At 72.5% G+C, this 23,888-nt stretch carries 24 protein-coding genes and 1 pseudogene; 15 read left to right on the top strand and 10 right to left on the bottom strand.

What is annotated here, in order from left to right; all coding sequences use genetic code 11:
• Positions 1 to 3: 3 nt before the first annotated feature.
• Positions 4 to 303: an NIPSNAP family protein gene (locus tag IE212_RS00215; protein WP_190195592.1), complete on the bottom strand. Its 300-nt coding sequence runs from the start codon at positions 301 to 303 to the stop codon at positions 4 to 6.
• A gap of 84 nt (positions 304 to 387) precedes the next feature.
• Here IE212_RS00215 and IE212_RS34720 point away from each other — a divergent pair.
• The 5 genes and pseudogenes from IE212_RS34720 to IE212_RS00195 all read left to right on the top strand — a co-directional run.
• A pseudogene (locus tag IE212_RS34720) lies at positions 388 to 733 on the top strand (hypothetical protein); the annotation flags it as partial.
• Positions 734 to 869: 136 nt separating this feature from the next.
• Complete coding sequence (locus IE212_RS00210) at positions 870 to 1,532, top strand: hypothetical protein (RefSeq protein ID WP_190195591.1); 663 nt, start codon at positions 870 to 872, stop codon at positions 1,530 to 1,532.
• A 49-nt stretch (positions 1,533 to 1,581) separates the two neighbouring features.
• Complete coding sequence (gene mshB / locus IE212_RS00205; protein WP_190195590.1) at positions 1,582 to 2,442, top strand: N-acetyl-1-D-myo-inositol-2-amino-2-deoxy-alpha-D-glucopyranoside deacetylase; 861 nt, start codon at positions 1,582 to 1,584, stop codon at positions 2,440 to 2,442.
• Positions 2,439 to 2,849 carry a DUF6113 family protein gene (locus IE212_RS00200; protein WP_190195589.1) on the top strand — a complete coding sequence of 137 codons (411 nt, stop codon included), beginning with the start codon at positions 2,439 to 2,441 and terminating at the stop codon, positions 2,847 to 2,849. Before mshB ends, IE212_RS00200 begins: the two co-directional genes overlap by 4 nt.
• Positions 2,850 to 3,043: 194 nt before the next feature.
• Positions 3,044 to 5,515 (top strand): hypothetical protein, encoded by a 2,472-nt coding sequence (locus tag IE212_RS00195; RefSeq protein ID WP_190195588.1) that lies wholly within the window; start codon positions 3,044 to 3,046, stop codon positions 5,513 to 5,515.
• A gap of 66 nt (positions 5,516 to 5,581) precedes the next feature.
• Here IE212_RS00195 and IE212_RS00190 read toward each other — a convergent pair whose 3' ends face one another.
• On the bottom strand, positions 5,582 to 7,042 hold the full coding sequence (locus IE212_RS00190; RefSeq protein ID WP_190195587.1) for an aldehyde dehydrogenase family protein: 1,461 nt from the start codon (positions 7,040 to 7,042) through the stop codon (positions 5,582 to 5,584).
• Between the two features lie 170 nt (positions 7,043 to 7,212).
• Here IE212_RS00190 and IE212_RS00185 point away from each other — a divergent pair, with 170 nt between their 5' ends.
• Positions 7,213 to 9,648, top strand: coding sequence for a SpoIIE family protein phosphatase (locus IE212_RS00185; RefSeq protein WP_190195586.1), 2,436 nt, complete (start codon positions 7,213 to 7,215; stop codon positions 9,646 to 9,648).
• Between the two features lie 46 nt (positions 9,649 to 9,694).
• Here the strand turns inward: IE212_RS00185 and IE212_RS00180 are convergent, their stop codons facing one another.
• Both IE212_RS00180 and IE212_RS00175 read right to left on the bottom strand, forming a co-directional pair.
• The gene (locus IE212_RS00180) at positions 9,695 to 10,546 is read right to left on the bottom strand and encodes a transglutaminase family protein (RefSeq protein ID WP_190195585.1); all 852 of its coding nucleotides are present in this window, start codon (positions 10,544 to 10,546) and stop codon (positions 9,695 to 9,697) included.
• Positions 10,547 to 10,576: 30 nt separating this feature from the next.
• Positions 10,577 to 11,599, bottom strand: coding sequence for a GNAT family N-acetyltransferase (locus IE212_RS00175; protein ID WP_190195584.1), 1,023 nt, complete (start codon positions 11,597 to 11,599; stop codon positions 10,577 to 10,579).
• A gap of 140 nt (positions 11,600 to 11,739) precedes the next feature.
• On the opposite strand from IE212_RS00175, the gene fdxA reads away from it, so the two are divergent.
• Positions 11,740 to 12,057 (top strand): ferredoxin, encoded by a 318-nt coding sequence (fdxA, locus tag IE212_RS00170; protein ID WP_004926152.1) that lies wholly within the window; start codon positions 11,740 to 11,742, stop codon positions 12,055 to 12,057.
• A gap of 128 nt (positions 12,058 to 12,185) precedes the next feature.
• Positions 12,186 to 13,277 carry a bifunctional succinyldiaminopimelate transaminase/glutamate-prephenate aminotransferase gene (locus tag IE212_RS00165; protein WP_190195583.1) on the top strand — a complete coding sequence of 364 codons (1,092 nt, stop codon included), beginning with the start codon at positions 12,186 to 12,188 and terminating at the stop codon, positions 13,275 to 13,277.
• A gap of 75 nt (positions 13,278 to 13,352) precedes the next feature.
• Here the strand turns inward: IE212_RS00165 and IE212_RS00160 are convergent, their stop codons facing one another.
• Both IE212_RS00160 and IE212_RS00155 read right to left on the bottom strand, forming a co-directional pair.
• Positions 13,353 to 13,814: an ATP-binding protein gene (locus tag IE212_RS00160; protein WP_190195582.1), complete on the bottom strand. Its 462-nt coding sequence runs from the start codon at positions 13,812 to 13,814 to the stop codon at positions 13,353 to 13,355.
• A gap of 353 nt (positions 13,815 to 14,167) precedes the next feature.
• Positions 14,168 to 15,151: a VldE C-terminal domain-containing protein gene (locus IE212_RS00155; RefSeq protein ID WP_190195581.1), complete on the bottom strand. Its 984-nt coding sequence runs from the start codon at positions 15,149 to 15,151 to the stop codon at positions 14,168 to 14,170.
• A gap of 85 nt (positions 15,152 to 15,236) precedes the next feature.
• Here IE212_RS00155 and dapE point away from each other — a divergent pair, with 85 nt between their 5' ends.
• Positions 15,237 to 16,316 carry a succinyl-diaminopimelate desuccinylase gene (dapE, locus tag IE212_RS00150; RefSeq protein WP_190195580.1) on the top strand — a complete coding sequence of 360 codons (1,080 nt, stop codon included), beginning with the start codon at positions 15,237 to 15,239 and terminating at the stop codon, positions 16,314 to 16,316.
• Positions 16,317 to 16,435: 119 nt separating this feature from the next.
• On the top strand, positions 16,436 to 17,194 hold the full coding sequence (locus IE212_RS00145; protein WP_190195579.1) for an LOG family protein: 759 nt from the start codon (positions 16,436 to 16,438) through the stop codon (positions 17,192 to 17,194).
• Between the two features lie 98 nt (positions 17,195 to 17,292).
• Here IE212_RS00145 and folP read toward each other — a convergent pair whose 3' ends face one another.
• Positions 17,293 to 18,153 (bottom strand): dihydropteroate synthase, encoded by an 861-nt coding sequence (gene folP, locus IE212_RS00140; RefSeq protein ID WP_190195578.1) that lies wholly within the window; start codon positions 18,151 to 18,153, stop codon positions 17,293 to 17,295.
• 143 nt (positions 18,154 to 18,296) lie between these two features.
• Between folP and IE212_RS00135 the strand changes: the two genes are divergently transcribed.
• Positions 18,297 to 18,686 (top strand): DivIVA domain-containing protein, encoded by a 390-nt coding sequence (locus IE212_RS00135; RefSeq protein ID WP_190196130.1) that lies wholly within the window; start codon positions 18,297 to 18,299, stop codon positions 18,684 to 18,686.
• Entirely contained in the window at positions 18,683 to 19,270 is a 588-nt protein-coding gene (locus IE212_RS00130; RefSeq protein WP_190195577.1) for a DNA-3-methyladenine glycosylase I, read from the top strand. The genes IE212_RS00135 and IE212_RS00130 overlap by 4 nt, the downstream gene beginning before the upstream one ends.
• A 64-nt stretch (positions 19,271 to 19,334) precedes the next feature.
• Here the strand turns inward: IE212_RS00130 and IE212_RS00125 are convergent, their stop codons facing one another.
• Complete coding sequence (locus tag IE212_RS00125; protein WP_190195576.1) at positions 19,335 to 19,577, bottom strand: hypothetical protein; 243 nt, start codon at positions 19,575 to 19,577, stop codon at positions 19,335 to 19,337.
• Between the two features lie 114 nt (positions 19,578 to 19,691).
• Positions 19,692 to 20,495, bottom strand: coding sequence for a 2-cyclohexenylcarbonyl CoA isomerase (gene chcB, locus IE212_RS00120; protein WP_190195575.1), 804 nt, complete (start codon positions 20,493 to 20,495; stop codon positions 19,692 to 19,694).
• A gap of 383 nt (positions 20,496 to 20,878) precedes the next feature.
• Between chcB and IE212_RS00115 the strand changes: the two genes are divergently transcribed.
• Positions 20,879 to 21,046, top strand: coding sequence for a DUF3117 domain-containing protein (locus IE212_RS00115; RefSeq protein ID WP_003966491.1), 168 nt, complete (start codon positions 20,879 to 20,881; stop codon positions 21,044 to 21,046).
• A 119-nt stretch (positions 21,047 to 21,165) separates the two neighbouring features.
• On the opposite strand, the gene IE212_RS00110 is transcribed toward IE212_RS00115, so the two are convergent.
• On the bottom strand, positions 21,166 to 21,864 hold the full coding sequence (locus IE212_RS00110) for an O-methyltransferase (RefSeq protein ID WP_308430169.1): 699 nt from the start codon (positions 21,862 to 21,864) through the stop codon (positions 21,166 to 21,168).
• Between the two features lie 234 nt (positions 21,865 to 22,098).
• On the opposite strand from IE212_RS00110, the gene sigE reads away from it, so the two are divergent.
• Both sigE and IE212_RS00100 read left to right on the top strand, forming a co-directional pair.
• Positions 22,099 to 22,797 carry an RNA polymerase sigma factor SigE gene (gene sigE / locus IE212_RS00105; RefSeq protein ID WP_190195574.1) on the top strand — a complete coding sequence of 233 codons (699 nt, stop codon included), beginning with the start codon at positions 22,099 to 22,101 and terminating at the stop codon, positions 22,795 to 22,797.
• Complete coding sequence (locus IE212_RS00100; protein WP_190195573.1) at positions 22,794 to 23,801, top strand: anti-sigma factor family protein; 1,008 nt, start codon at positions 22,794 to 22,796, stop codon at positions 23,799 to 23,801. Before sigE ends, IE212_RS00100 begins: the two co-directional genes overlap by 4 nt.
• Positions 23,802 to 23,888: the final 87 nt, after the last annotated feature.

The following is a 23,888-nucleotide window of genomic DNA, read 5'->3' as shown; positions in this document are numbered from 1 at the left end:
GATTCAGTAGGCCTGCTCGACCGTGCGCTCTTCGGTGCGGACAAGGTAGTCGTCCGGGTTCAGGCCCATCGCTTCCCGCTCGGACGACGACCAGTACAGCGCGTTGCGCTCGGCGAAGGTCTCCTGGCCCTCGTAGGAGATCAGCCAGAGGAACTGATTGCATTCACGGTCCACCCAGGCCCCTCCGATCGTGAAGCCCAACTTCAGTCGCAGCGGGACGATTTCTTCCCGCCACCGCTGCACCCACTCGTCGAGCAGACCGTCCCGGACCGTGTACGTACGCAGTTGTGTGGTCTTCGGCATGGCAGCCATCCTCTCCGAACGGCGAAGCCGGTGTGCCACCGGAACGCGACAACTCGTGCTCCGGCGAAGGGGACGTTGCGCGGAGAACGGACTCCCCGCAAGCCGCTCCAGGACGTACCGCGTCCCTCGTACCTGACCCCCGCTCCTGCGAGCCGCCACCGACCTTCTCGCGGACCTCCACCGCCGCGATCCCCGGCCTGCTCCTCTCCGTCTGCGACACCGCCCACCTGGCCCCCGCATCGCCGCCTGGCTGGAGCGGCATGTCACGACCACCGCCGTACGCCGAGCTCTGACCACCGGTACCGGGCCCCGGTATGCCGCCCGCCAGGACTTCGTCTACGGCGAAGACGTCACCATCGCGGAGTGGACGATCCCGACGAGTGGTACGCCGCGCTACCAGGAGGAGGATGCGGACAAGCCTGAGTCCTGAGGGACGTGATCCGGAAACGAGAGGGCCGATTTCGGTCACCTTCGTTCAGGTGACGCTTTCCTGCTTGACCGTACCCCCGGCAACTCCGCGATCGTGCTCGTAAAGATCGTCGCGAAGAGTGAGCACGGGGTTGCGCATGGCTGTTTCCAGACCGCAGACGCGTCAGTTCGAGGCATTCATGACGAACCTGTCGTACGCCCGGCGCATGGTCGAAGCAGGCCGGATGCTCACGCCCTTCCGGTCGCCCACGATCGACATCGACGACTTCTACCGAGCGGCGTGGGTCCAGGCCGTCGCCGCCATCGACCACTGGCTGCACGAGGAGGTGCTGCGCCGTGTGGCCGAACTGACGGCCAAGGACAGCCCCGAGATGCCACCCCAGCTGCGGAGGTACGAGCTGCCGCTGCACCGGGTCGAGGCGGTGCGGCGGGGCGAGGCCACGCTTTCTGAGGCCGTGGTGGAGCACCTGCGCGAGAAACTCGCCGTACAGGCGCTGCAACACCCGGGGAAGATTTCGGAGGTGCTCAGGCTCGTCACCGAGAAGAAGGTCTGGTACGAGGCAGCGGGGTGCATCAACCAGCACTTCTTCCAGGGGCGGACCACGTTCAACGAGAAGAAGCTCCGAGGCAGGTACCTGGAGATCACCCAGCGACGCAACAAGATCGCGCACGACGCCGACTTGATCGACGGCGATCTCAAGCGGCGTCGTCCGATCGACGAGGCCGACGTCACGGACGCCATCGACTGGATCGAGCGGATCGCCCTGGCCATCGCGCACGTGCTCGACGACGAGGGGTGACGCCCCAGGGCGTGACCACCCCCACCCCGGCGCCTCATAGGCTGGTCCCATGACGGAACTGCCCTCCCGTCGTCTGCTGCTGGTGCACGCGCACCCGGACGACGAGTCGATCAACAACGGCGCGACCATGGCCAGGTACGCGGCCGAGGGTGCCCACGTCACCCTGGTCACCTGCACCCTCGGTGAGCGCGGCGAGGTCATCCCGCCCGGGCTGGCCCACCTGGCCGGCGCCGCCCTGGGCCAGCACCGGCGCGGCGAGCTCGGCACCGCCATGGCCGAGCTCGGTGTCCGGGACTTCCGCCTGCTCGGCGGCGCCGGACGCTACAGCGACTCCGGGATGATGGGGCTGCCCGACAACGACGACCCCGGCTGCTTCTGGCAGGCCGACGTCGACGAGGCCGCGGCACACCTCGTCGAGGTGATCCTGGAGGTGCGCCCCCAGGTCCTCGTCACCTACGACGACAACGGCGGTTACGGGCATCCCGACCACATCCAGGCCCACCGGGTCGCCATGCGCGCCGCGGAGCTGGCCGCCGAGGCCGGATGGAAGATCCCGAAGGTGTACTGGAACCGGGTTCCGCGGTCCGTCGTGGAGGAGGCCTTCGTCCGGCTCCAGGAGGATCTGCCAGGTCTGCCCTTCACCAAGTCGGCCGCCGTCGACGACGTGCCGGGCGTCGTGGCCGACGAGCGGATCACCACAGTCGTGGACGGTACCGCCCACGCCGCCGCCAAGGCCGCCGCGATGCGCGCCCACGCCACCCAGATCACCGTGGCCGAGCCCTATTTCGTGCTGTCCAACGAACTCGCCCAGCCGCTCCTGACCACGGAGTACTACGAACTGGTGCGGGGTGAGCGGGGCTCCGGCGAGCGGGAGACGGACCTGTTCGCCGGTGTCGAGGAGGTCTCATGAACGACCGGACCCCGTTGCTCGCCCAGCCGCTGCGGCCGCCGTCCCTGGGGCGGGCCGCCGCCCACCTCGGGCTCTTCCTGCTCGGGGCCGTGGTGAGCACGGCCGGGGCGCTCCTGCAGCCCGGATGGTTCCCGGGCGGGCTCCTGCTCGCCTTCGCGGGTGAGGCCGGGCTCGTCCTCGGCGCCGCGCGCCTCACCCGCGGCAGGGCCGGGGGCGTCGCGGCCGCGGCCGGCTGGATGCTGGCCGTCATCCTGCTCACCGCCAGCCGCCCCGAGGGAGACTTCCTCTTCGCCGCGGGAAGCGGCTCCTACCTCTTCCTGCTCGGCGGCATCGCCGTGGCTGTGATCTGCGCCACCCTCGGTCCGGGGCGGCAACCCGGCGGCGATCCCGTCCGACTTGCCAAGTGACGTACCACTTCGCCAGAACGTGCGCGTGGGGGTCCGGTGTGAGTTTCCCCAACGGTCACGGGATACGGGCGAGAAGTGGCCAGTATGGTGGTGGGCGCCGCCGAGCCTCCCCCAAGCACTCGACTTCGCTCGTGCAGGGGGGACCCCCATCGTGAGGTTGTGACGGGCGGCGGAGCCAACCGGGAGAACCTGCCTTGAGTCGTGAAACTGACACTCCGTCCTCCGGGCCCAACGGGCGCGGCGGAGCCGCCTACCCGTCGGGTACGCCGCCGTACGGCATTCCGGCGGTCTCCGACGGTGGTACGGACGCGGGCCGTTCGGCCGCGCGGCCGGAGGAACGCAAGACCGAGACCACGCTGACGACCCGGATCCGGATCAACATCCCCGGATCGCGGCCCATTCCGCCGGTGGTGGTGCGCAAGCCCGTCACGGACGCGGAGAGCACGGGCGACACCGGCACGCGCGCCGAGGCGCCGACGCCGCCGGGCGCCGCCACGTCCCGGGGCATGGGCTCGGACGCGGCCGAGCCTCCCGCCGACTCCGCCCAGCCGGCCGACGACAAGCCGGCCAGCGACTGGTTCGCGCCCCGCAAGTCCGGTCCGGGCAAGTCCGGTCCGGGCGCCGGCTCCACCAACGGTGCCGGTCTGCCGGGCGGTTCCGGTCCGGCGGCGGGCGGTACCGGTACGGGTGCGCCCGGTTCGGCCGGCGCGGGTGCCTCCGGTGGGGCGCGACCGGGCGCCGGGCGGCCGGGCGGTGTGGTCGGCTCCATGAGCGTGCCGGGCGGTTCCCGCTCCGGCGGCACCAACGGCTCCGGGCTGCCGGGCGGCGCGACCGGTGGCCCCGTCGCGCCCGGGCACGGAGGCGGCACCGGCTCCTTCGACGTCACCGAGGCACTGGCGGCGGGCCCGCGGGGCAACGGTTCGCGTCCCGCCCCGGGCGGTGGCGGTGGGGAGCCGCGCCGGGACGACCTGCCGTACTTCTCGGACAACGGCGATGGTCAGAACGGGCAGAGCGGGCAGAACGGGCAGGGTGGCTACGGCGGCCCGGGTGCTCCCAACGGCTTCGGAGAGACAGGCGGGCCCGGCGGCCCCGGAAGCAGGGGCCCTGCCGGCCCGACCGGCGGTCCGGTCACCGGGAACGGCCCGATGGTGCCGTCGGCCGGCCGGTCCGCACCGGGCGGGCCTGGCGGCCCCGGCCGGGCCGGTGACTTCGACGAGCCCGGAGGTCCTGGCACGGCCGGCGGCCCCAGCGCTTTCCAGCAGACCGGGGGCGGCCCCAAGGGCCCCGCGGGCTCCGGCTCGCCGGGCATCTTCAACGGTCCCGGCAAGCCCGGCACCCCCGGCGCCCCCTTCGACGAGCCCCACCGCTCCTCCGGCCCCGGCGCACCCAGCGCCCCGGGTGCCTTCACCGGCCCCACCGGCCCCGGCACCGCGACCACCGGCCCGGGCGCCGCGGGCACCGGCGGCGGCATGAGTGACGACACCGCCATCCTCACCCCGCAGAAGCCGGCCCCCGAACCCCCGGACGGTCAGGGCTACGGCGGTCCCCGCCACGACAACGTCTCCGGGCACACCGTCACCAGCGGCATCCCCGTCGTACCGCCCGGCGCGGCCTCGCCGTTCGGTCCGGGCGCGTCCGGTGACGGCCCGGTGCCCCACACGGCCCCGAGGCTGCCCGAGCCGGCCTCCCCGGCCCCGGCGAGCTCCACGAAGGCGCCGAAGAAGAAGGGCCGCAACAAGCTCGTGCTGCTCGCGGCGGGCGTGGTCGTGGCCGCCGGTGGCGTCTACGGCGCCGGGCTGCTGATGAACCGCACCGACGTGCCCAAGGGCACCACCGTGCTCGGCGTCGACATCGGCGGCACCACCCGCGACGGCGCGGTCAAGAAGCTCGACGAGGCCTTCGACGGCAACGTGGGCAAGCCGCTGAAGCTGTCGGTGGGCGGCAGGACCGTGTCCCTCGACCCGGACAAGGCCGGACTCCAGTTCGACATGGACGCCACGGCCGACGCGGCGGCGAAGAGCGACTACAACCCGATCTCGGTCGTCGGCTCCCTCTTCGGCAACCACCGCGTCGTCACCCCGGTCATGCCCGTCGACGAGGAGAAGCTGCACGCCTCCCTCGAGAACGCGGCGGGCGGCGGCGGCTCGGCGAGCGACGGCACGATCAAGTTCGAGGGCGGCAAGGCCGTCCCCGTGTACGGCAGGACGGGCAAGGGCGTCGACATCGCCAAGTCGACGGCCGCGATCGAGGAGGCGTACCGCACCCAGGTGGAGACCGGCGCGGCCGGCACGGTGAACCTGCCGACCACCACCCGCGAGCCGACCGTCTCGAACGCCGAGGTCGACCGGGTGCTGAAGGACTTCGCGCAGCCCGCGATGTCCGCCAAGGCCATCGTGCAGACCGACCCGGCGCACAGCATTCCGTTCGGCGCGTTGTCGCTGCCGAAGATCCTCGGGTTCAAGGCCGTCGACGGCAAGCTCGTGGACACCTACGACCTTCAGGCGCTCAAGGCGGCGTACGGCACGACCTTCGACGGCGTGAAGATCGAGACCGCGACCGGAAAGCGCGACGTGCTGCCGCAGGACGTCGTCACCGCGCTGCGCAAGGCGCTGCGCGGCAAGACGGCGGCGGAGCGCACCGTGGTCATCGACACCAAGCCGAACTGACCTCCGGCCGGCAGTCCGGCGAGAGCCCCGGCCCGGTGAGGGCCGGGGCTCTCGCGCGCCCCGATGTCACGCCGGTCCCGGTGCCGTCATCCAGCGCCACTGGGTGAACTGCTCCAGGCTGGCCGTGCCGCCGATGCGGGAGCCGTTGCCGGAGACGCCCATGCCCCCGAAGGGGGCGTTCGCGGCGTCCTTGGCGGACACGTCGTTGATGTGGACCATGCCGGTGCGCAGCCGCTCGGCGACAGCGACCGCCCTCGGCGCGGAGCCGGAGTGCACGGCGGCCGTCAGGCCGTACGCGGTGTCGTTGGCGATCTCGACGGCCTCGGCCTCGCTGCGGAAGGGCGTGACGGGGGCGACGGGGCCGAAGATCTCCTCGGTGAACACGGGCATGGCCCGGTCGACGTGGTCCAGGACGGTCGGCGGGTAGAAGAGCCCGTCGCGCCGGCCGCCCGTGAGTACCCGCGCCCCGGCGGCCACGCTCTCGTCGACGATGCGCTCGATCCTGGTGACCTGCCGTTCGCTGACGACCGGGCCGAGGCTCACCCCCTCCTCGGCCGGGTCGCCGAGGCGCATGGCCCGCGCGTGCCCGACCAGCGCGTCGGTGTACGCCCCGGCCAGGTCGGCATGGACCAGGTGGCGGCCTGCCGCGACGCACGCCTGTCCCCCGTAGCCGAAGCTGCTCACCGCCCCGGCCAAGGCGGCCGCCTCCACATCCGCGTCGTCGAGCACGATGAGCGAGTTCTTGCCGCCGAGCTCCAGCACGACCCGCTTCAGCCCCTCACCCGCCACCCGGGCCACGGCGCGTCCGGCCTCGGTGGAGCCGGTGAACACGACCATGGCGACATTCGGGTCCGCGGCGACCGCCTGCCCGGTCTCCGCGCCGCCCGGCAGGACGTGCAGCAGCCCGTCGGGCAGTCCGGCGTCCTCGAAGAGCCGCGCCAGGAGGACGCCTCCGGACACCGGGGTGAGCGGGTCGGGTTTGAGCAGCACGGCATTGCCCAGCGCGAGCGCGGGTGCCAGCGCGCGCATCGCGAACAGGAGCGGCGCGTTCCAGGGGTTGACCACACCGACGACACCGAGCGGCACCCGCCACGCCAGGCTGGTCCCACCGGGGACCTGCGGCTCCAGGACCTCACCCCGGGGCAGGGAGGCGAGTCCGACGGCGTGTCTCAGTTGGGCGAGGGCGGCGCTGATCTCGTAGTCGCCCTTGGCCGGGACGCCGGCCGACTCGCGGACGATCCAGCCGCGGAAGGTGCCGGCGCGTTCACGCAGGGCGTCATACGCGCGCAGCAGGACCTCGACGCGATCGGAAGGACCTGCCGCCGCCCACTCCCCGGCGGCCTCGGCGGCCCGCGCGCCGGCCCGGGCGACGTCCGCGGGGGAGGCGACGCCGATGTCGACCGGCGCGCCCCCGGCGGGCGGTTCGATCACCTGACGGATCCCGCCCTCGGGCTCACGCCAGCCCGAGCTGTAGATCTTGCCGGCCCACTCGGCCCGGTCCGGCCACTTCTCGTCGATGACAGCCATGGATGCTGCCCTCCGTCCGGGGTGGGTGCCGCCGTCCCGTCATGAGGACCCATTCGCACCAATCTGTCACCCTTGATGTCTAGTGTCGTAAGAGGTGAAGGTGCGGCGCATCTCGGGTCAGGGGCGCTCCCGGGCAGACGGACGCGGGCGGAGTGAGGCGAGGTGAGGTCATGACCGGATCCCCGTCCGCCCGGGACGAGGGCCCGTCCAGCGCCTGGCCGCAGCCAGGGGTCGACGAGGCGGCCACGGCCAGGGCCGTCGTCGACGGTCACGGTGTCGTGACCGCGTGGAACGAGGGGGCCCGCCGGCTGCTCGGATACCGGGCCCGGGAAGTGATCGGCCGCAGCGCGGCCCGGCTGCTGGCGGACGCCGCTGACGCCCAGGTGCCGGCCTCGCTCACCGGCCTGCGAAGGTGGAGCGGGACGGTCACGCTGCTGCACCGGGACGGTCACCGGCTCGCCGTCGGGCTGCTGGCCCATCACCGGGAGCACGACGGGGACGACGACTGGCTGCTGGTGTCACCGGTCGCCCGTCCGGAACCGACGCCCGAGGGCGATGCGTTCGTGCGGCGTGGTTTCGCGCAGGCTCCCTACTCCATGGCCCTGTACGACGCCGGACTGCGGTTGCGCTGGGCGAACGCGGACATGGAGCGGGTGATCGGCCTGCCCGAGGAGGAGATGCGCGGTCTGCGGGTGACGGAGATCGTCCTCGACCCGGAGAGCGAGCGGACCGAGGAGGGCATGCGGACCGCGCTGCGGACCGGTCGTCTCCAGGAGCTGGGAGCCGCGCTGCACCTCGCCGGCCACGAACGGGAGAGCGTGTGGTCGGTGTCCCTCGTCCCGGTGCGGGACGCCGGCGGGCGGCGCGTCGAAGGTGTCCTGCTGTCGGCGCACGACGTGACGGAGCAGTACCTCGCCCGGCAGCGGCTGGTCCTGGTCGACGACGCCAGCCTGCGGATCGGCAGCACCCTGGACCTGCCCCGTACCGCTCAGGAACTCGCCGACGTGGCCGTCCCGCGGTTCGCGGACTTCGTCACCGTCGATCTCCTGCCCGCGATCGAAGGGGGCGAGGACCCCCCGCAGGGCGCGCCGCACGGTCCGGTGATGTTGCGGCGGGTCGCCTCCCAGTCGGTTCTGGAGGGCCGCCCCGAAGCCGTGGTGCCGCACGGGACGGTGGCGGCCTATCCGGAGGGCTCCACCGCGGCGGTCTGCCTGGCCGCGGGGCGGCCGGTCATCGAGCACATCACCCCCGCCGCCCTCGACGATCTGGACCGGACGGCCCCGCAACGGGCCGAACGGATGCGGCGCTTCGGTTTCCATTCGGTGCTGGCGGTGCCCATGCGCGCGCGTGGCCTCACCCTGGGAGTGGCCACCTTCTCCCGCCACCGGCGGCCCCAGCGCTTCGAGCAGGACGATCTGCTGCTGGGCCAGGAAATCACCGCCCGCGCCGCCGTGTGCATCGACAACGCCCGGCGCTACACCCGTGAGCGCGACACCTCCCTCACGTTGCAGAACAGCCTGCTGCCGCAGCGTCTCCCCGAGCAGGCGGCCCTGGAGGTCGCCTACCGCTATCTGCCCGCCAGCGCCCGGGCCGGTGTGGGCGGCGACTGGTTCGACGTCATTCCGCTCTCCGGTGCCCGGGTCGCCCTGGTCGTCGGCGACGTCGTGGGCCACGGCATCCAGGCCTCGGCGACCATGGGGCGGCTGCGCACCGCCGTCCGCACGCTGGCAGACGTCGACCTGCCCCCCGACGAGTTGCTGACTCACCTCGACGACCTGGTCAACCACCCGGCCGGCGGGGGAGCCACCCTGGCCCTGTCCGACGGTGACGTCGGTGCCACCTGCCTCTACGCCGTCTACGACCCGGTCTCCCGCCACTGCACGATCGCCCGGGCGGGCCACCCCGTGCCCGCCATGGTGGCACCCGACGGCACCGTCGAGTTCCTGGAGGTTCCGGCAGGGCCTCCCCTCGGCCTGGGCAGCCTGCCCTTCGAGTCGACCGAGCTGGAGCTGGCCGAGGGCAGCCTGCTCGTCCTCTACACGGACGGACTCGTCGAGGCCCGCGGCCGTGACATCGACGAGGGGATCGCCGCCATGCGCGAGGTGCTGCGGCGACCGGCTCGTGATCTGGAGGCCACCTGCGACGCCTTGCTGCGCACCCTGCTCGTGGAGCGCCACGACGATGTGGCGCTCCTGGTGGCGAGCACGCGAGCCCTCGACGCGTCCCATGTGGCCGGCTGGCCGGTGTCGCCGGATCCCGCCGCGGTCGCCGAGACACGCAAGGCCGCCTGCAGGCAGGTGTCCGAGTGGGGGCTCGACGATGCGGTGTTCGTCACCGAGCTGGTCGTCAGCGAACTGGTCACCAACGCCATCCGCTACGGCCGGCCCCCCATCGAACTCAGACTGATCTACGACCGCACGCTCATCTGCGAGGTCTTTGACGGCAGCACGACCGCCCCACACCTGCGCCGGGCCCGTACCTTCGACGAGGGCGGACGCGGACTGCTCCTCGTCGCCCAGCTCACCCAGGGCTGGGGCACCCGTCAGCTCCCCGAGGGAAAGATCATCTGGGCGGAGCAGTCGCTTCCGTCCCGAGACGGGCGGTGAGAAACCGGGCCGAGGCGGCCCGGCCGCGCGAGAGAAGCCGCCGCGGTCAGTTCAGCATGGCCCTGGCCGCCGACGCCTCCCCCCGCACCCCCTCGGCCGCGGACGCGTCCACCGCCCCCACCACCTCCGCGTAGGCCTCCAGCTCCAGGGCTCCGCCGAGGAAATCCCCCCGCCGCACCAGCAGCTGCGCCCGTTCGTACCGCAGCCGGGCCGGATGCGACGGCAACAGCAGCGACAGCTCGACCGCCCACAACGCCACATCCGACCGTTCGGGCCGGGCCGCGGCCCACGCCCGTACGTTGTTCAGGATCCGCAGCACCACATCCAGCGGATCAGCGGGCCGCAACATCGACGGCTCCAGCCGGTCCCCCGTGGCGCCCACCACCAGCAACTCCGCGTCCGCCCCGGTCAGCACCCGCCCTCCGTCGAACGGATCGGCCAGCACCCGCCCCTCGTCGGCCCCGAAACCGACCACGAAATGACCCGGAAGCGCCACCCCGTACACCGGCGCCCCGGCCCGCCGGGCCACCTCCATCCACACCACGGACAGCAGGATCGGCAGCCCACGACGCCGCCGCAGCACCTCGTGCAGCAGCGAGGACTCCAGCCGCCGGTAGTCGGCCGGAGTGCCGTGATAACCCAGCCGGTCACCGAGCAGCTCCCGCAGGGCGACCGCCCACGCCCGCGGCCCCCCGGGCCGGTACGGCAGCAGCCCGGCCAGCCGGTCCAGCTCGACCTGCGCCGCGTCCAGGCCCGCCTCGTCCAGAGCGCCGTCCGCCTCCGCGCCCACCAGCAGGCACAGCGTCGACAGATCGGGCCGCTCGGACCGGGCCTCTTCGGCGAATCGCCGCCGCAACTCGGCGGAACGTTCGGGAGGCGGGGGATGCGGGGGACGCATGACTGGCTCGTGCCCTCTCACGACGATCGGTTACCGGCCGCTTCCGGTGCCGTCGGCATCCGGCGCCCGGTAGTGGTGATAGGCGTGGTGCGCGGCGAAACCCATCCCGGCGTACAACGCCCGCGCTCCCTCATTGTCGGCCTCCACCTGGAGCCACGCCGCCGAGGCGCCCTCGTCGAGCGCTCGCCGCGCCAGCGCCGCCATCACGGCCGTGCCCACGCCCTGCCGCCGCAGCGCCGGATCGACCTCGACCGCGGCGAACCCGGCCCACCGCCCGTCCACGGCACACCGCCCGATGGCGGCCGGAGGGGCCCCGTCCACCGCGCCGGGCACGGTCGCGAACCACACCGACGGCCCGCCCTGGAGGACCCGCAGCGCCACCTCACCCACCGCCTTGCGCCGGTAGCGGGCCAGCCACGCCCCGTCCGCCTCCCGGGACAGCACGACCCCCGACGGATCGGCGCGGTCGGCGACCGGTGCGAGCGCTGCGGTCCACAGTTCGGCGGTCACCTCCCGCACCCAGCCGCGCTTCTCGAGCTCGGCACAGAGCAGTTCCTGCGTGCCGTCGGCACCGGTCGCGGTCTGGACGTAGGCGGGCAGCCCGCGCTCGGCGTACCACCGGCGCACCGCGCCGAGCGCCTCGTCGAGCGGCACACCCGGGTCACCGAGCGGCAGCACCGAGTTGGCCCGCCGTGTGAACCCGGAGGCGGCCCGCAGCTCCCACTCGCCGAGCCGCTCGCTCTCCACGGGAGGCCAGGACCGCGCGGCGACCCGGGCCAGTTCCCCGTAGGAGGCGGCGGGGCCGCGGCGACGCGCCGGGACGGAGGGCACCACCTTGCCCGCGACCAGCGCGGATTCCGCGATCCGGACGCTCTCGCCGCCCTTCCGTGTGATCAGCAGCACACCTTTGTCCCATGATGTGAGAACACCGACCGTGTCGGTGAACTTCTCACCAGGAGCCTCATGTTCGATCAAGCTCCGCACTGAGACCCGTTTTCCCACGTCAGCAGTGGTGATACGGACCTCGAGTCGCCCGGCGGCAGAGATTTCCACAGGTCAGTTCACCCCTCCTGTTCGGATCATGCCCAGGAACGGAGATACTAGGGGCGGGCATCGACGACGCCGCGCTCCCGCGCGCCAGGCGGCGGAGCCTGAGGAGGCCCGCCAGCGCCCTATCGAGGAGGAACGACAGCGTGACCTACGTCATCGCGCAGCCTTGTGTCGACGTCAAGGACAAGGCGTGCATCGAGGAGTGCCCGGTCGACTGCATCTACGAGGGCCAGCGGTCCTTGTACATCCACCCGGACGAATGCGTCGACTGTGGTGCCTGCGAGCCGGTCTGCCCGGTCGAGGCGATCTTCTACGAGGACGACACCCCGGAGGAGTGGAAGGACTACTACAAGGCGAACGTCGAGTTCTTCGACGAGCTCGGCTCGCCCGGCGGCGCCAGCAAGCTGGGGCTGATCGAGCGCGACCACCCCTTCATCGCCGCGCTGCCGCCGCAGGCCTAGTCACCGCGAGCGGCCCGCACACCGTGCCGCCTCGGTCCCGTACGGCCCGATCACGCTCTGATCGCCGTACGGGACCGAGGCGTTTGCCGTCACTCGGCTCGTGCGAACCAGAAAGTGAGCCAGAACCCGTGTCCGCAGTCTCCGACCGCCTTCCCACCTTCCCCTGGGACAAGCTGACGCCGTACAAGGCCACAGCCGCCGCCCACCCGGACGGCATCGTGGACCTGTCCGTGGGCACCCCGGTCGACCCGGTCCCCGAGCTGATCCAGAAGGCGCTGGTCGCCGCGGCCGATACGCCGGGCTATCCGACCGTCTGGGGCACGCCCGAGCTGCGCGACGCGATCACCGGCTGGGTGGAGCGCCGTCTCGGCGCCCGGGGCGTCACCCACCGCCACGTGCTGCCGATCGTCGGCTCCAAGGAACTCGTCGCCTGGCTCCCGACCCAGCTGGGCCTCGGCCCCGGCGACCGGGTGGCCTACCCGCGCCTGGCCTACCCGACGTACGAGGTCGGCGCCCGCCTGGCCCGCGCCGACCACGAGGTCTACGACGATCCGACGGACCTGGACCCCGAAGGCCTGAAGCTCCTCTGGCTGAACTCCCCGTCGAACCCCACCGGCAAGGTCCTGTCGAAGGCGGAACTCACCCGCATCGTCGCCTGGGCCCGCTCGCACGGCATCCTGCTCTTCTCCGACGAGTGCTACCTGGAGCTGGGCTGGGAGGCCGACCCGGTCTCGGTCCTGCACCCCGAGGTCAACGGCGGCTCCTTCGACGGCATCGTGTCCGTCCACTCCCTCTCCAAGCGCTCGAACCTCGCCGGCTACCGCGCGGCGTTCCTGGCCGGTGACCCGGCCGTCCTCGGCCCACTCCTGGAGATCCGCAAGCACGGCGGCATGATGACGTCCGCGCCGACGCAGGCGGCGGTCGTGGCGGCGCTGAGCGACGACGACCACGTCCGCGTCCAGCGTGAGCGCTACGCCGCCCGCCGCGCGCTCCTGCGCGAGGCGCTCCTGTCCCACGGCTTCCGCATCGAGCACAGCGAGGCCAGCCTCTACCTGTGGGCCACCCGGGGTGAATCCTGCTGGGACACGGTCGCCCACCTCGCGGACCGGGGCATCCTCGTGGCGCCGGGCGACTTCTACGGCGAGGCGGGCGCGGAGTTCGTCCGGGTCGCCCTGACGGCGACGGACGAGAGGGTCGCGGCGGCGGTACGACGCCTGTAGCGCGCCCGTGGGAACGCACAGGCCGAAGGGGTCCAGGGAAACTCCCTGGACCCCTTCGGCGGTGACAGCCCGGCGTCAGCCGATCGGCAGGCCCTTCGCCGGCAGGCCCTTGGTCGGCAGCTTGCCCTTGGCCGGCGCCTTGCCCTTCGTCAGGGCACCCGTCGGCAGACCCCCCTGGGCGGAACCGGCCGTCTCGCCGACGAGCTGCCCGGCGGTGCCCGCCGCGTCACCGGCCGTCTTCTGCGCGGCGGGCGTGGCCTGCTTGACCACCTTGCCGCCGGCCTTGCCCGCGGACGGGACCGCCTTCTTGACCGTCTTGCCGCCGGTGTCGCCCGCGGACTTGGTGACGTCCCGCGCGGTGCCGTCGACGGTGTTGCCGACACTCGCCCCGTCCAGGGCGGTCAGCCCGCCGAGGTTCGGGTTGGCCGGCAGCTCGGGGGCCGCGCTGGCGGAGCCGGCCGCGCCGACCCCGGCAGCCGCTCCGGCAGCGACGATCAGCGCGGCGCGGGCGATCCGGCGGGTCAGGGGGAGGGACATGGTGCTCCTTCGACGCAGAGAACAGTGAGGTTCGTGGATGTCCGACCGGCTCCGGAGCCGGTCGACTGGCTGTCGACCACCCCGGCTCGGACGCAGTGACTACCGCTCGAAGCCCGCGAAGGTTGCGGCGTCGCAACGTAAAGAATTGGCAATGCGTCGCATAATCGGGGTGGACGAACGGGCGATGACACCCTCGCCGGTGAGCCCGCTGAATCCTTCCGCCCCTTGGCTCCCAAGGGATTTCGGGGATTCCCGGGCGAGCGTGCGAAAAGCCGCGCGCACCCTCGCGGCCGAGCCGCAGGCGTAACCCCCCTGGGGGAGTCCCCGTACCCCTGCGCGGTAGCGCCGCGGCGCTACCGCATGGTGACGATGCGGACGGCCTCCGTGTCCCGCTGCCCACCGGCGGTGCCCCCGGCCGAGGCGGTCCGCCACTGGCTGGCGGTGTTCCCGGCCACCCACTCCCGCCCCGCGTACGTGACCCGCGCGATGTGCAGCTCGGAGGCGTTGGCCACGGCCCAGTGCGCCAGTTGCCAGCCGCGCCGCCCGGCGTCGCGCCCGGTGGCCGAGCCGGTGTCCCCGGCCACCGGCAGCGTCACGGTCCGCCCGCCGGATGCGGCCGGACCGCTCGGGGACGGCGCCGGAGTGGCCGTGGAAGAGCCACCCACCTGGGCACCGGCCGGCGCCAGCACATCACGCCCGAAGTCCCGCACCAGCGCGGCCCGCACCCCGTCCGGGCCGGTCGCCCGGGTCGCGGCCGGGCGGCCCTCGCAGGTCAGCGTGGCGGCGGACTGCCCGGTGAGCGCGGCGGCGAGCAGCGCCGCGTCCGGCTCGTGCTTGGCGTAGGCCTGCGGGAACCCGCTGCGCTGCACCCGCTGGGCGGCGACGGTGAGGGGCAGCCGTGTGTAGCCGGGCACCTTGACCAGATGGTCGTAGAACTCGCCGGCCGAGTACGCCGGATCCATGATCTCCTTCGGCGTGCCCCAGCCCTGCGAGGGCCGCTGCTGGAACAGGCCGAGGGAGTCCCGGTCGCCGTGGCTGATGTTGCGCAGGGCCGACTCCTGCAGCGCGGTCGCCAGCGCGATGGTCACCGCCCGTTCCGGCAGCCCGCGCCCGGTGCCGACCGCGGTGATCGTCGCCGCGTTCACCGCCTGCTCGGGCGTGAACTCGTACGACGCTCCGTCGCCCTTTCCGGAGACGACCTTGCAGCCCGGACCACCGGTGCCTCCGGTGATGTACTGCACGACGAGGTAACCGGCGACCGCGAGCAGGATCACGAACGCGGATCCGGCCCGGAAGAGACGGCCACGGCGCTTGGGGGTGGGGGACGGCTCTGACACGCCGTACAAAATACTGGAGAGTACGGAGTGCCCTGGGCCGGATGCGCACAGTGGGCCCCGGACCTGGCGCGTTAGGGTCGACGCCATGGCCGACACCTCGCTTGACCTCACGCTGGACGCCGCGCGGCTCACCGCCCGGCTCGTCGACTTCCGCTCCGAGAGCGGCACCGAGAAGCCGCTCGCGGACGCCATCGAGGCAGCGTTGCGCGCGCTGCCCCACCTGACGGTCGACCGGTACGGCAACAACGTCGTGGCCAGGACGAACCTGGGCCGATCCGAGCGGGTGATCCTGGCCGGCCACATCGACACCGTCCCCATCGCCGGCAACGTCCCTTCCCGGCTCGACGAGGACGGCGTCCTGTGGGGCTGCGGCACCTGCGACATGAAGTCGGGCGTCGCCGTGCAGCTGCGCATCGCGGCCACGGTCCCGGCCCCCAACCGCGACCTGACCTTCGTCTTCTACGACAACGAGGAAGTCGCCGCGGAGCTGAACGGCCTCAAGCACGTCGCCGAGACCCGCCCCGACTGGCTCGCGGGTGACTTCGCGGTCCTGCTGGAACCCTCGGACGGCCAGGTCGAGGGCGGTTGCCAGGGCACCCTGCGAGTGCTGCTGAAGACCACCGGCGAGCGGGCCCACTCGGCCCGCGGCTGGATGGGCTCCAACGCCATCCACGCCGCCGCCCCGATCCTCGCCCGCCTCGCCTCCTACGAGCCGCGCCGGCCGGTGATCGACGGCCTGGAGTACCGCGAGGGCCTGAACGCCGTCGGCATCAGCGGGGGAGTGGCCGGCAACGTCATCCCCGACGAGTGCGTCGTCACGGTCAACTTCCGCTACGCCCCCGACCGCACGCCCGAGGAGGCCGTGGCCCACGTCCGTGAGGTCTTCGCGGACTGCGGGGTGGAGGAGTTCGAGGTGGTCGACCACAGTTCCGCGGCGATGCCCGGCCTGTCCCACCCGGCCGCCAAGGCGTTCATCGAGGCGGTCGGCGGCACCCCGATGCCCAAGTACGGCTGGACGGACGTCTCCCGCTTCTCCGCCCTGGGCGTTCCGGCGGTCAACTACGGGCCCGGCAACCCCCACTTGGCGCACAAGCGGGACGAGCGCGTGGAGACCGCGAAGATCCTCGCGGGCGAGGAGCGGCTGCGGAACTGGCTGACCGCCTGACCCCGACCGGACGCCATCGTGTTTACGGCGCTCCAACGCGGACATGCTCAGGTCCCTCGTTCGTAACCCGCGTAGATCTACGCTGAGGTGGAAAGACAGGCACGACGGAGGGAGCGCACATGGCGACCGGCAACCCCGAGGGGAAGAGGCAGCCGCCGGAGGAGAAGCGCCTGGGCCCGGTCCTCCGGCGGCGGGACCAGGTGCAGGCCAGCACCACCGACCAGCGGCTGCTCGACGAGCGAGCCCCCTCGGACTGGGTGCACACCGACCCCTGGCGCGTGCTGCGCATCCAGTCGGAGTTCATCGAGGGCTTCGGTACGCTCGCCGAACTCCCGCCCGCGATCAGCGTCTTCGGCTCGGCCCGGACTCCGGCGGACTCACCCGAGTACGAGGCGGGCGTCCGGCTGGGCAGGGGCCTGGTCGACGCGGGCTTCGCGGTCATCACGGGCGGCGGCCCGGGCGCGATGGAGGCGGCCAACAAGGGCGCCGTCGAGGCGAGCGGCGTCTCGGTCGGCCTCGGCATCGAGCTGCCGTTCGAGCAGGGGCTGAACCCGTACGTCGACATCGGCCTGAACTTCCGCTACTTCTTCGTCCGGAAGATGATGTTCGTCAAGTACGCCCAGGGCTTCGTGGTCCTGCCCGGCGGCCTCGGCACCCTCGACGAACTCTTCGAGGCCCTCACGCTGGTCCAGACCCAGAAGGTCACCCGCTTCCCCATCGTCCTCTTCGGCAGCGAGTACTGGGGCGGCCTGGTGAGCTGGCTCCAGGACACGGTCATCGCCCAGGGGAAGGCCGCGGAGAAGGACCTGCTGCTGTTCCACGTGACGGACGACGTGGACGAGGCGGTGGCACTCGTGTCGAAGGAGGCGGGCAGGTAGCGGGGGGCTTTAGAGTCCAGCCTCCTGTCCGGCCGTGTCGGGCGGCGGGTGGGCACAGGCCCGGGGGTCCAGGGAGCCGGAGCCCCCTGGTACCTCGCCTAGGCCAACCCGCGCCGCGCGACGGCAGGAGCCCGATGCCCCGCGATCGCCGCGACCATGTCCAGCACCTGCCGCGTCTCGGCGACCTCGTGCACCCGGTACACCTGCGCCCCGAGCCACGCCGACACCGCCGTCGTCGCCAGTGTCCCGACGACCCGTTCCTTCACCGGCCGGTCCAGCGTCTCCCCGACGAAGTCCTTGTTGGACAGCGACACCAGCACCGGCCACCCCGTGGCGGCCATCTCGTCCAGCCGCCGCGTCGCCTCCAGACTGTGCCGCGTGTTCTTCCCGAAGTCATGTCCCGGGTCGATCATGATCGACTCCCGCGGCACCCCCAGCTCCGCCGCCCGCTCGGCCAGTCCGACCGTCACATCCAGGATGTCGGCCATGACGTCGTCGTACTCGATCCGATGCGGCCGGGTCCGCGGCTCCGCGCCCCCCGCGTGCGTGCACACCAGCCCCACCCGGTAGCGAGCGGCGACCTCCGCGAGGCCCGGGTCCACCCCGCCCCAGGCGTCGTTCAGCACGTCCGCCCCCGCCTCGCACACGGCCTCGCCGACCTCGGCCCGCCAGGTGTCCACGCTGATGATCACGTCCGGGAAGCGCCGCCGCACCTCCGCCACGAAGCCGACCGTCCGCCGGGCCTCCTCCTCGGCCGTGACCTCCTCGCCCGGCCCGGCCTTGACCCCGCCGATGTCGATGATCGCGGCCCCCTCCGCCACCGCCTGCTCCACGCGCGCGAGGGCCGGCTCGTCACGGAAGGTCGCCCCCTGGTCGTAGAAGGAGTCCGGCGTCCGGTTCACGATCGCCATGATCACCGGCTCGTGCGGCTCGAATTCCCGCCTGCCCAGCCTGAGCATCCCCTGTGACCTTTCCTGTTACGTGCCCGTCTTCCGCCGCCTGCGACCCTAACCGCCGGACTCGCATGGCACGATCGGAGCCTGACAGCATCGTCCCCGGAAGACGTCCGAGGACCTAGACCCGTTCGACCGTGGGGGCCGCGATGGTCATGTTCCTGTTCCTGGTCGTCGCGCTGGCCGTCGTGGTCGCCGCGGTGACGCTCGCCGTGGTGGGCGGCGGCGAGAACGGACCGCTGCCCGAGGCCGCCCCCGAGCGGCTGAGAGACCCGCTGCCCCCGGACCGCCCGGTCGAACGCGCCGACGTGGAGGCCCTCCGCTTCCCGCTCGCCGCCCGCGGCTACCGCATGTCGGACGTGGACGACGCGCTCGGCCGCCTCGGGGCCGAGCTCGCCGAGCGCGACGCCCGCATCGCCGACCTGGAATCCGCGCTGGCCGGAGCGCGGGAGGCCTCCGCCCACGGTCCGGCGCGTCCGTCCGGGGAGAAGCACGTGCCCATGGACAAGCCCGCCCCGCGCCCGGAGGACCGGCCGTGAGTGACGGCACCGCGCTCGCCGGTCCGGACGGCGGACTGCGCTGCCCCTGGGCCCTGTCCGCCCCGGAGTACCTGACGTACCACGACGAGGAGTGGGGCCGCCCGGTCCACGGCGACGACGCGCTCTACGAGCGCCTGAGCCTTGAGGCCTTCCAGTCCGGGCTGTCCTGGATCACGATCCTGCGCCGCCGCCCCGGCTTCCGCGCCGCGTTCGCCGACTTCAAGATCGCGTCCGTGGCCGCGTTCACCGACGCGGACCGCGAGCGCCTCCTGGCCGACACCGGCATCATCCGCAACCGCGCCAAGATCGACGCGACCCTCGCCAACGCCCGCGTGCTGGCCCAGTGGGCCCCGGGCGACCTGGACAACCTGATCTGGTCCCACGCCCCCGACCCGGCCGCCCGTCCGGCCCCGAAGGCCCTGGCCGACGTACCGCCCGTGACCCCCGAGTCGACGGCCCTGTCGAAGGCACTGAAGAAGCGGGGGCTGCGCTTCGTCGGCCCGACGACGGCGTATGCCCTGATGCAGGCGTGCGGCCTGGTCGACGACCACTTGGAGAGCTGCGTCGCCAGGGGCGCCTTCTAGAGGTCCCGGCTCCGGCCGCTCGGGTCCATGCGGGGAACCCGCCGGTGGCGCGGCCCGGCGTCACTCAGGAGCGCTCGTCGGTGAGGTCCTTGGCGGCCCCGTGCCGGCGCTTGCCCGTCATGACCAGCTCGGCCGTCATGCCCGCGGCGAAGACGAGCGCGGTCACGCCGTAGCCGATACGCAACCACAGGGGACGCGCCGGGTCCGAAACGGCGAGGAAGGCGAACCAGACCACCCCCAGCCCCAGCCCTCCGAGCCGCGACCCGAACGGGCTCGTCCCGCGGCTTTCGCCGGGGATCTTCTTCATGAACAGCCTCCGCTTCTCAGCGCTCTGAACTTGGGTTACTCAGACGGCCCGACCCGGCCGGGACGCGTGCGCGGGGAACCGCGTACCGGCCCCCGCACGCGTCCCGGGACAGCGCTACCGCCCCAGGTACTTCGGCTTCTCCTTGTCGACGAAGGCGCGCACCGCGATCGCGTGGTCCTCCGAGGACCCGGCCCGGGTCTGCAACTCGTCCTCCTTCTCCAGCGTCTCCCCCAGGGAGTGCGTCAGCCCGAAGCCCACCGACTCCTTCAGGGCCGCATACGCCACCGTCGGCCCCTCGGCCAGCGCCCGCGCCACCTTCTCGGCCTCCGCCCGCAGCTCGTCCGCCGGCACCAGCCGATTCGCGATACCCAGCTCGTACGCCTCCTGCGCGCCGATGTTCCGCGGGAAGAGCAGCAGGTCAGCGGCCCGGCCCGGTCCGACGACCCTCGGCAGCGTCCAGGAGATCCCCGAGTCGGCGGTCAGCGCCACCCCGGCGAAGGAGGTGTTGAACGCCGCCGTGTCCGCCACGATCCGGTAGTCGGCCGCCAGCGCGAAGCCGAAGCCCGCCCCGGCCGCCACTCCGTTCACCGCGGCCACGACCGGCTTCGCCGCCCCGGCCAGCGCCCGCACGATCGGGTTGTAGTGCTCCCGGACCGTGCTCATGGTCTGCCCCGAGCCGGTCTCCCGGTCCTGGGCCAGCAGCCCGATGTGCTCCTTGAGGTCCTGTCCCACGCAGAACGCCCGTTCCCCGGCCGCCGTCAGCAGCACCGCCCGCACCGCGGTGTCGTCCGCAGCGGACTCGACCGCCTCCCGCAGGGCGACCTTGGCCGCCACGTTCAGCGCGTTCATCGCCTCCGGGCGGTTCAGCGTGATCGTCGCGAGCCCGTCACTCACCTCGTAGAGCACGGTGTCGGCCATGACGTATCCCCTCCGTGTCGCGGCTCGAGGACGTACCGGCCGGTACGTCCCGCCTGCAGGACAGCATGACGGAGATCGGCGGGCGGGGACCGGACCGGACGTGTGACCTGCGTCAAACAAAACCCGTCCGTTTCCCTTCGGTGGATGTGTGCGCGGTGGCGGAGTATCGCAGCCTCATCGCCGAATTGAGTGGTTTTGCTCGCGTGCGTTGCCCAAGCGATGCCGACCGATGTTGGTCATCGGGTCCTGAGATGCGGGATAATGGCTGGGAAGCAATGTGTTCGATGCCGGTGTCGCGTGTCCTGCCACAAGGGCCGCACGTGTGCCCTTCTCAGGGGCCGTCGGCTTTGACGATGAGCTGGGTTTCAGGAAGGGGAACGAGCATGGCGGCCATGAAGCCGCGGACGGGTGATGGCCCGCTCGAGGTGACCAAGGAGGGGCGGGGCATCGTCATGCGCGTTCCGCTCGAAGGCGGCGGTCGGCTCGTCGTCGAGCTGACCCCGGACGAGGCCGACGCGCTGGGCGACGCCCTCAAGAAGGTCGTCGGCTGACGCGCAAGCGACCATACCCCTTCAGCTGCCCCGGCATCACCTGAGGTGCCGGGGCGCTGTTCTCTCGACCGCTGACCCGCGTCTGCCCCGGCGCCGGCGCCTTCAGACATGCCGGCCGGTCACCGCTTCACCGCGCACAGCAGTCCGTCGCCCACCGGCAGCAGGGACGGCACCAGCTCCTGGCTCTCACGCACCGCGCGTAGCAGCTCCCGCAGCCGCAGCACCTCCGTGGGCTGCGGACCGGAATCCACGGTCCGGCCGTTCGCGAAGGCGCCCTCGAAGACGACGAGCCCGCCGGGGCGCAGCAGCCGCAACGATTCGGCGAGGTAGTCCATGACCTCCAGCCGATCACCGTCACAGAACACGAGGTCGTAGCCCGAGTCCGCGAGCCGGGGCAGCACGTCCAGGGCCCGGCCCGGGATGAAACGTGCACGGTTGCTTGCGAAGCCGGAGAAGCGGAAGGCCTGGCGGGCGAACTGCTGGTGCTCCGGCTCGGAGTCCACGGTGGTCAGGACACCGTCGGGCCGCATACCGTGCAGGAGGTGGATCCCGGAGACGCCGCACCCGGTCCCGATCTCCGCGACGGCCTTCGCGTCGACGGAGGCGGCCAGCAACCCCAGCGTGGCGCCCGTGCCGGGCGACACCGAGCGCAGCCCTGCCTCCCGGGCCCGGTCACGGGCCCAGCGCAGCGCGTCGTCCTCGGCGACATAGGCGTCGGCGAACGCCCAGCTCGTCTGCCGGTTGCCGGTAATGACCCTCTCCTGTCCCCGTGAATGCCTGGGCGTGACTGTATCCGTTGGGCACGGGAACCCGCAGATGGGACCGGTCGTTTAAAGGGATGAGCAAGTGGTGCCGGTCGTGACGGGGGGCAGGCGGTGGACCAGGACACCGAGCAAGTGCCGACGCAGCAGTACGAGGCGTACCAGCACAGATCAAATTCTCGTAAAACCGCTTATCCGGTCCTAACGGGCGAGGTGGCTATGGTAGGGGCTCCACTGGACACCACCAGAGCTGACAGGGGAGGTGCGGCTGCGCCTGAGGATCGAGGAGGAGTGCTCCGGCGCTTCTTCGGATCGGCGGGTAGGCCGACATCTGTGAACGACACCGCTGACCACGGCCACGCCGCCGGCTACGCCCAGACCGCGACCTTCACCACCGACGCGGACGGGCAGGCGTGGACTCCGCCCACGTGGGAGGAGATCGTCAGCACGCACAGCGGCCGGGTCTACCGGCTCGCCTACCGCCTGACCGGCAACCAGCACGACGCCGAGGACCTCACGCAGGAGGTCTTCGTCCGCGTCTTCCGCTCCCTGTCGACCTACACACCGGGCACCTTCGAGGGCTGGCTGCACCGCATCACCACGAACCTGTTCCTGGACATGGTGCGCCGCAAGCAGCGCATCCGTTTCGACGCGCTCGGCGAGGACGCGGCCGAGCGGCTGCCCAGCAAGGAGCCCACGCCCCAGCAGGTCTTCAACGACGCGCACTTCGACGCCGACGTCCAGCAGGCCCTCGACACCCTCGCCCCCGAGTTCCGTGCCGCGGTCGTGCTCTGCGACATCGAAGGACTGTCGTACGAGGAGATCGCCGCGACCCTCGGGGTGAAGCTCGGCACGGTCCGTTCGCGGATCCACCGCGGCCGCTCCCAGCTGCGCAAGGCCCTCGCGCACCGCTCACCGGAGGCGCGTGCCGAGCGCCGCTCCTTCGTGCCGCGTGTTCCCGCCTTGGGAGGAGGGGGCGCGAGCGCGTGAGCGGATCACGGCCGAAGTCGTCCGAGGGACACCTCGCAGAGCAGCACCTGGGAGACCGACTCTCCGCCCTGGTGGACGGAGAGCTCGGTCATGACGCGCGCGAGCGCGTACTGGCGCATGTGGCCACCTGCGCGAAGTGCAAGGCGGAGGTGGACGCCCAGCGCCGGCTGAAGAGCGTCTTCGCGGAGGCGGCCCCGCCGCCCCCGTCCGAGAGCTTCCTGGCCCGCCTGCAGGGACTACCCGCGGGAGGTGACCCGGACGGTGACGGCCTGCCCCCGGGCGGGGGACGACTGCCCGGCGGACTGTCCGGACGGCTCGGAACGTCCGGTGCCTTCGGAACGAAGCGCGGCGAGCGGTTCGAGTTCGGGTACGCCCCGTCCCGGCCGCACATCGCAGCGCTGGCCCCCGCGCACGAGCGAGGCCTGCCCGCCGGCGGCAGGGGATTCCGTATCCACGACGTCGGCCGGCCCGAGACCGACCGGTCCTCCTCACGGCTGCGGTTCGCGTTCGCCGCCGCCGGGGCGGTGTCCCTGGCCGCGATCGCGCTGGGCGGTGTCACCACCGGTGCACCGGCCGACACGGAGGCCCGCGGCGGTTCCGGCACGGGGAGCAATGTGACGCCGACGCGCGCACAGGGCACGGGCACCGCGACGCAGCCCGAGTCCCAGCGGCGCCGCGGTACGGGTGCGCTGCTCGGGCAGCTGCAAGGGGGCCAGAGCATGCTCGGCCACACCCCCGTCGCCCCGACCGGGGTGTCGGCGCCGCTGCTGCCGGGTGCGCCGCACCCTGCCGGACAGCACAACGCCGTGCACGCGCTGACCGCCCCGGTGGTGGCAGGTGCCGCTGCCGTGTCCCCGCTGATACGCCCGCTGGAGTCCGCCCCGTCGGCCGCGCTGACCTCGTGGTCCGCCATCCCGGAGATCACGGCACCCCTGCTCGCCGTGCCCCTCCCGGACCCGACGGCGTCCGCCTCCCCGTCCCCCTCCTCCGGCACGGCTCGCTGACCGGCCTCTGCGCAGCGGCGCGCGAACCTGATTGAATCCGGGGGGTGGCGCCCCGGCCGAGGTGGGGCCGGGCGCCGATTCGACGAA

This window comes from Streptomyces djakartensis (assembly GCF_014651075.1).
In the GTDB taxonomy this organism is placed as follows: domain Bacteria; phylum Actinomycetota; class Actinomycetes; order Streptomycetales; family Streptomycetaceae; genus Streptomyces; species Streptomyces djakartensis.
This window is presented reverse-complemented; position numbering and strand designations above follow the sequence as displayed.

Bases quoted from the DNA above. Each gene is read 5' to 3' on its own strand.
- IE212_RS00215 (WP_190195592.1), bottom strand. From the start codon at position 303: ATGCCGAAGACCACACAACTGCGTACGTACACGGTCCGGGACGGTCTG.
- IE212_RS00145 (WP_190195579.1), top strand. From the start codon at position 16,436: ATGGCGACCGGCAACCCCGAGGGGAAGAGGCAGCCGCCGGAGGAGAAG.
- IE212_RS00125 (WP_190195576.1), bottom strand. From the start codon at position 19,577: ATGAAGAAGATCCCCGGCGAAAGCCGCGGGACGAGCCCGTTCGGGTCG.
- IE212_RS00115 (WP_003966491.1), top strand. From the start codon at position 20,879: ATGGCGGCCATGAAGCCGCGGACGGGTGATGGCCCGCTCGAGGTGACC.
- IE212_RS00210 (WP_190195591.1), top strand. From the start codon at position 870: ATGGCTGTTTCCAGACCGCAGACGCGTCAGTTCGAGGCATTCATGACG.
- IE212_RS00190 (WP_190195587.1), bottom strand. From the start codon at position 7,042: ATGGCTGTCATCGACGAGAAGTGGCCGGACCGGGCCGAGTGGGCCGGC.
- IE212_RS00185 (WP_190195586.1), top strand. From the start codon at position 7,213: ATGACCGGATCCCCGTCCGCCCGGGACGAGGGCCCGTCCAGCGCCTGG.
- IE212_RS00180 (WP_190195585.1), bottom strand. From the start codon at position 10,546: ATGCGTCCCCCGCATCCCCCGCCTCCCGAACGTTCCGCCGAGTTGCGG.
- mshB (WP_190195590.1), top strand. From the start codon at position 1,582: ATGACGGAACTGCCCTCCCGTCGTCTGCTGCTGGTGCACGCGCACCCG.
- chcB (WP_190195575.1), bottom strand. From the start codon at position 20,495: ATGGCCGACACCGTGCTCTACGAGGTGAGTGACGGGCTCGCGACGATC.
- dapE (WP_190195580.1), top strand. From the start codon at position 15,237: ATGGCCGACACCTCGCTTGACCTCACGCTGGACGCCGCGCGGCTCACC.
- folP (WP_190195578.1), bottom strand. From the start codon at position 18,153: ATGCTCAGGCTGGGCAGGCGGGAATTCGAGCCGCACGAGCCGGTGATC.
- IE212_RS00135 (WP_190196130.1), top strand. From the start codon at position 18,297: ATGGTCATGTTCCTGTTCCTGGTCGTCGCGCTGGCCGTCGTGGTCGCC.
- IE212_RS00160 (WP_190195582.1), bottom strand. From the start codon at position 13,814: ATGTCCCTCCCCCTGACCCGCCGGATCGCCCGCGCCGCGCTGATCGTC.
- IE212_RS00200 (WP_190195589.1), top strand. From the start codon at position 2,439: ATGAACGACCGGACCCCGTTGCTCGCCCAGCCGCTGCGGCCGCCGTCC.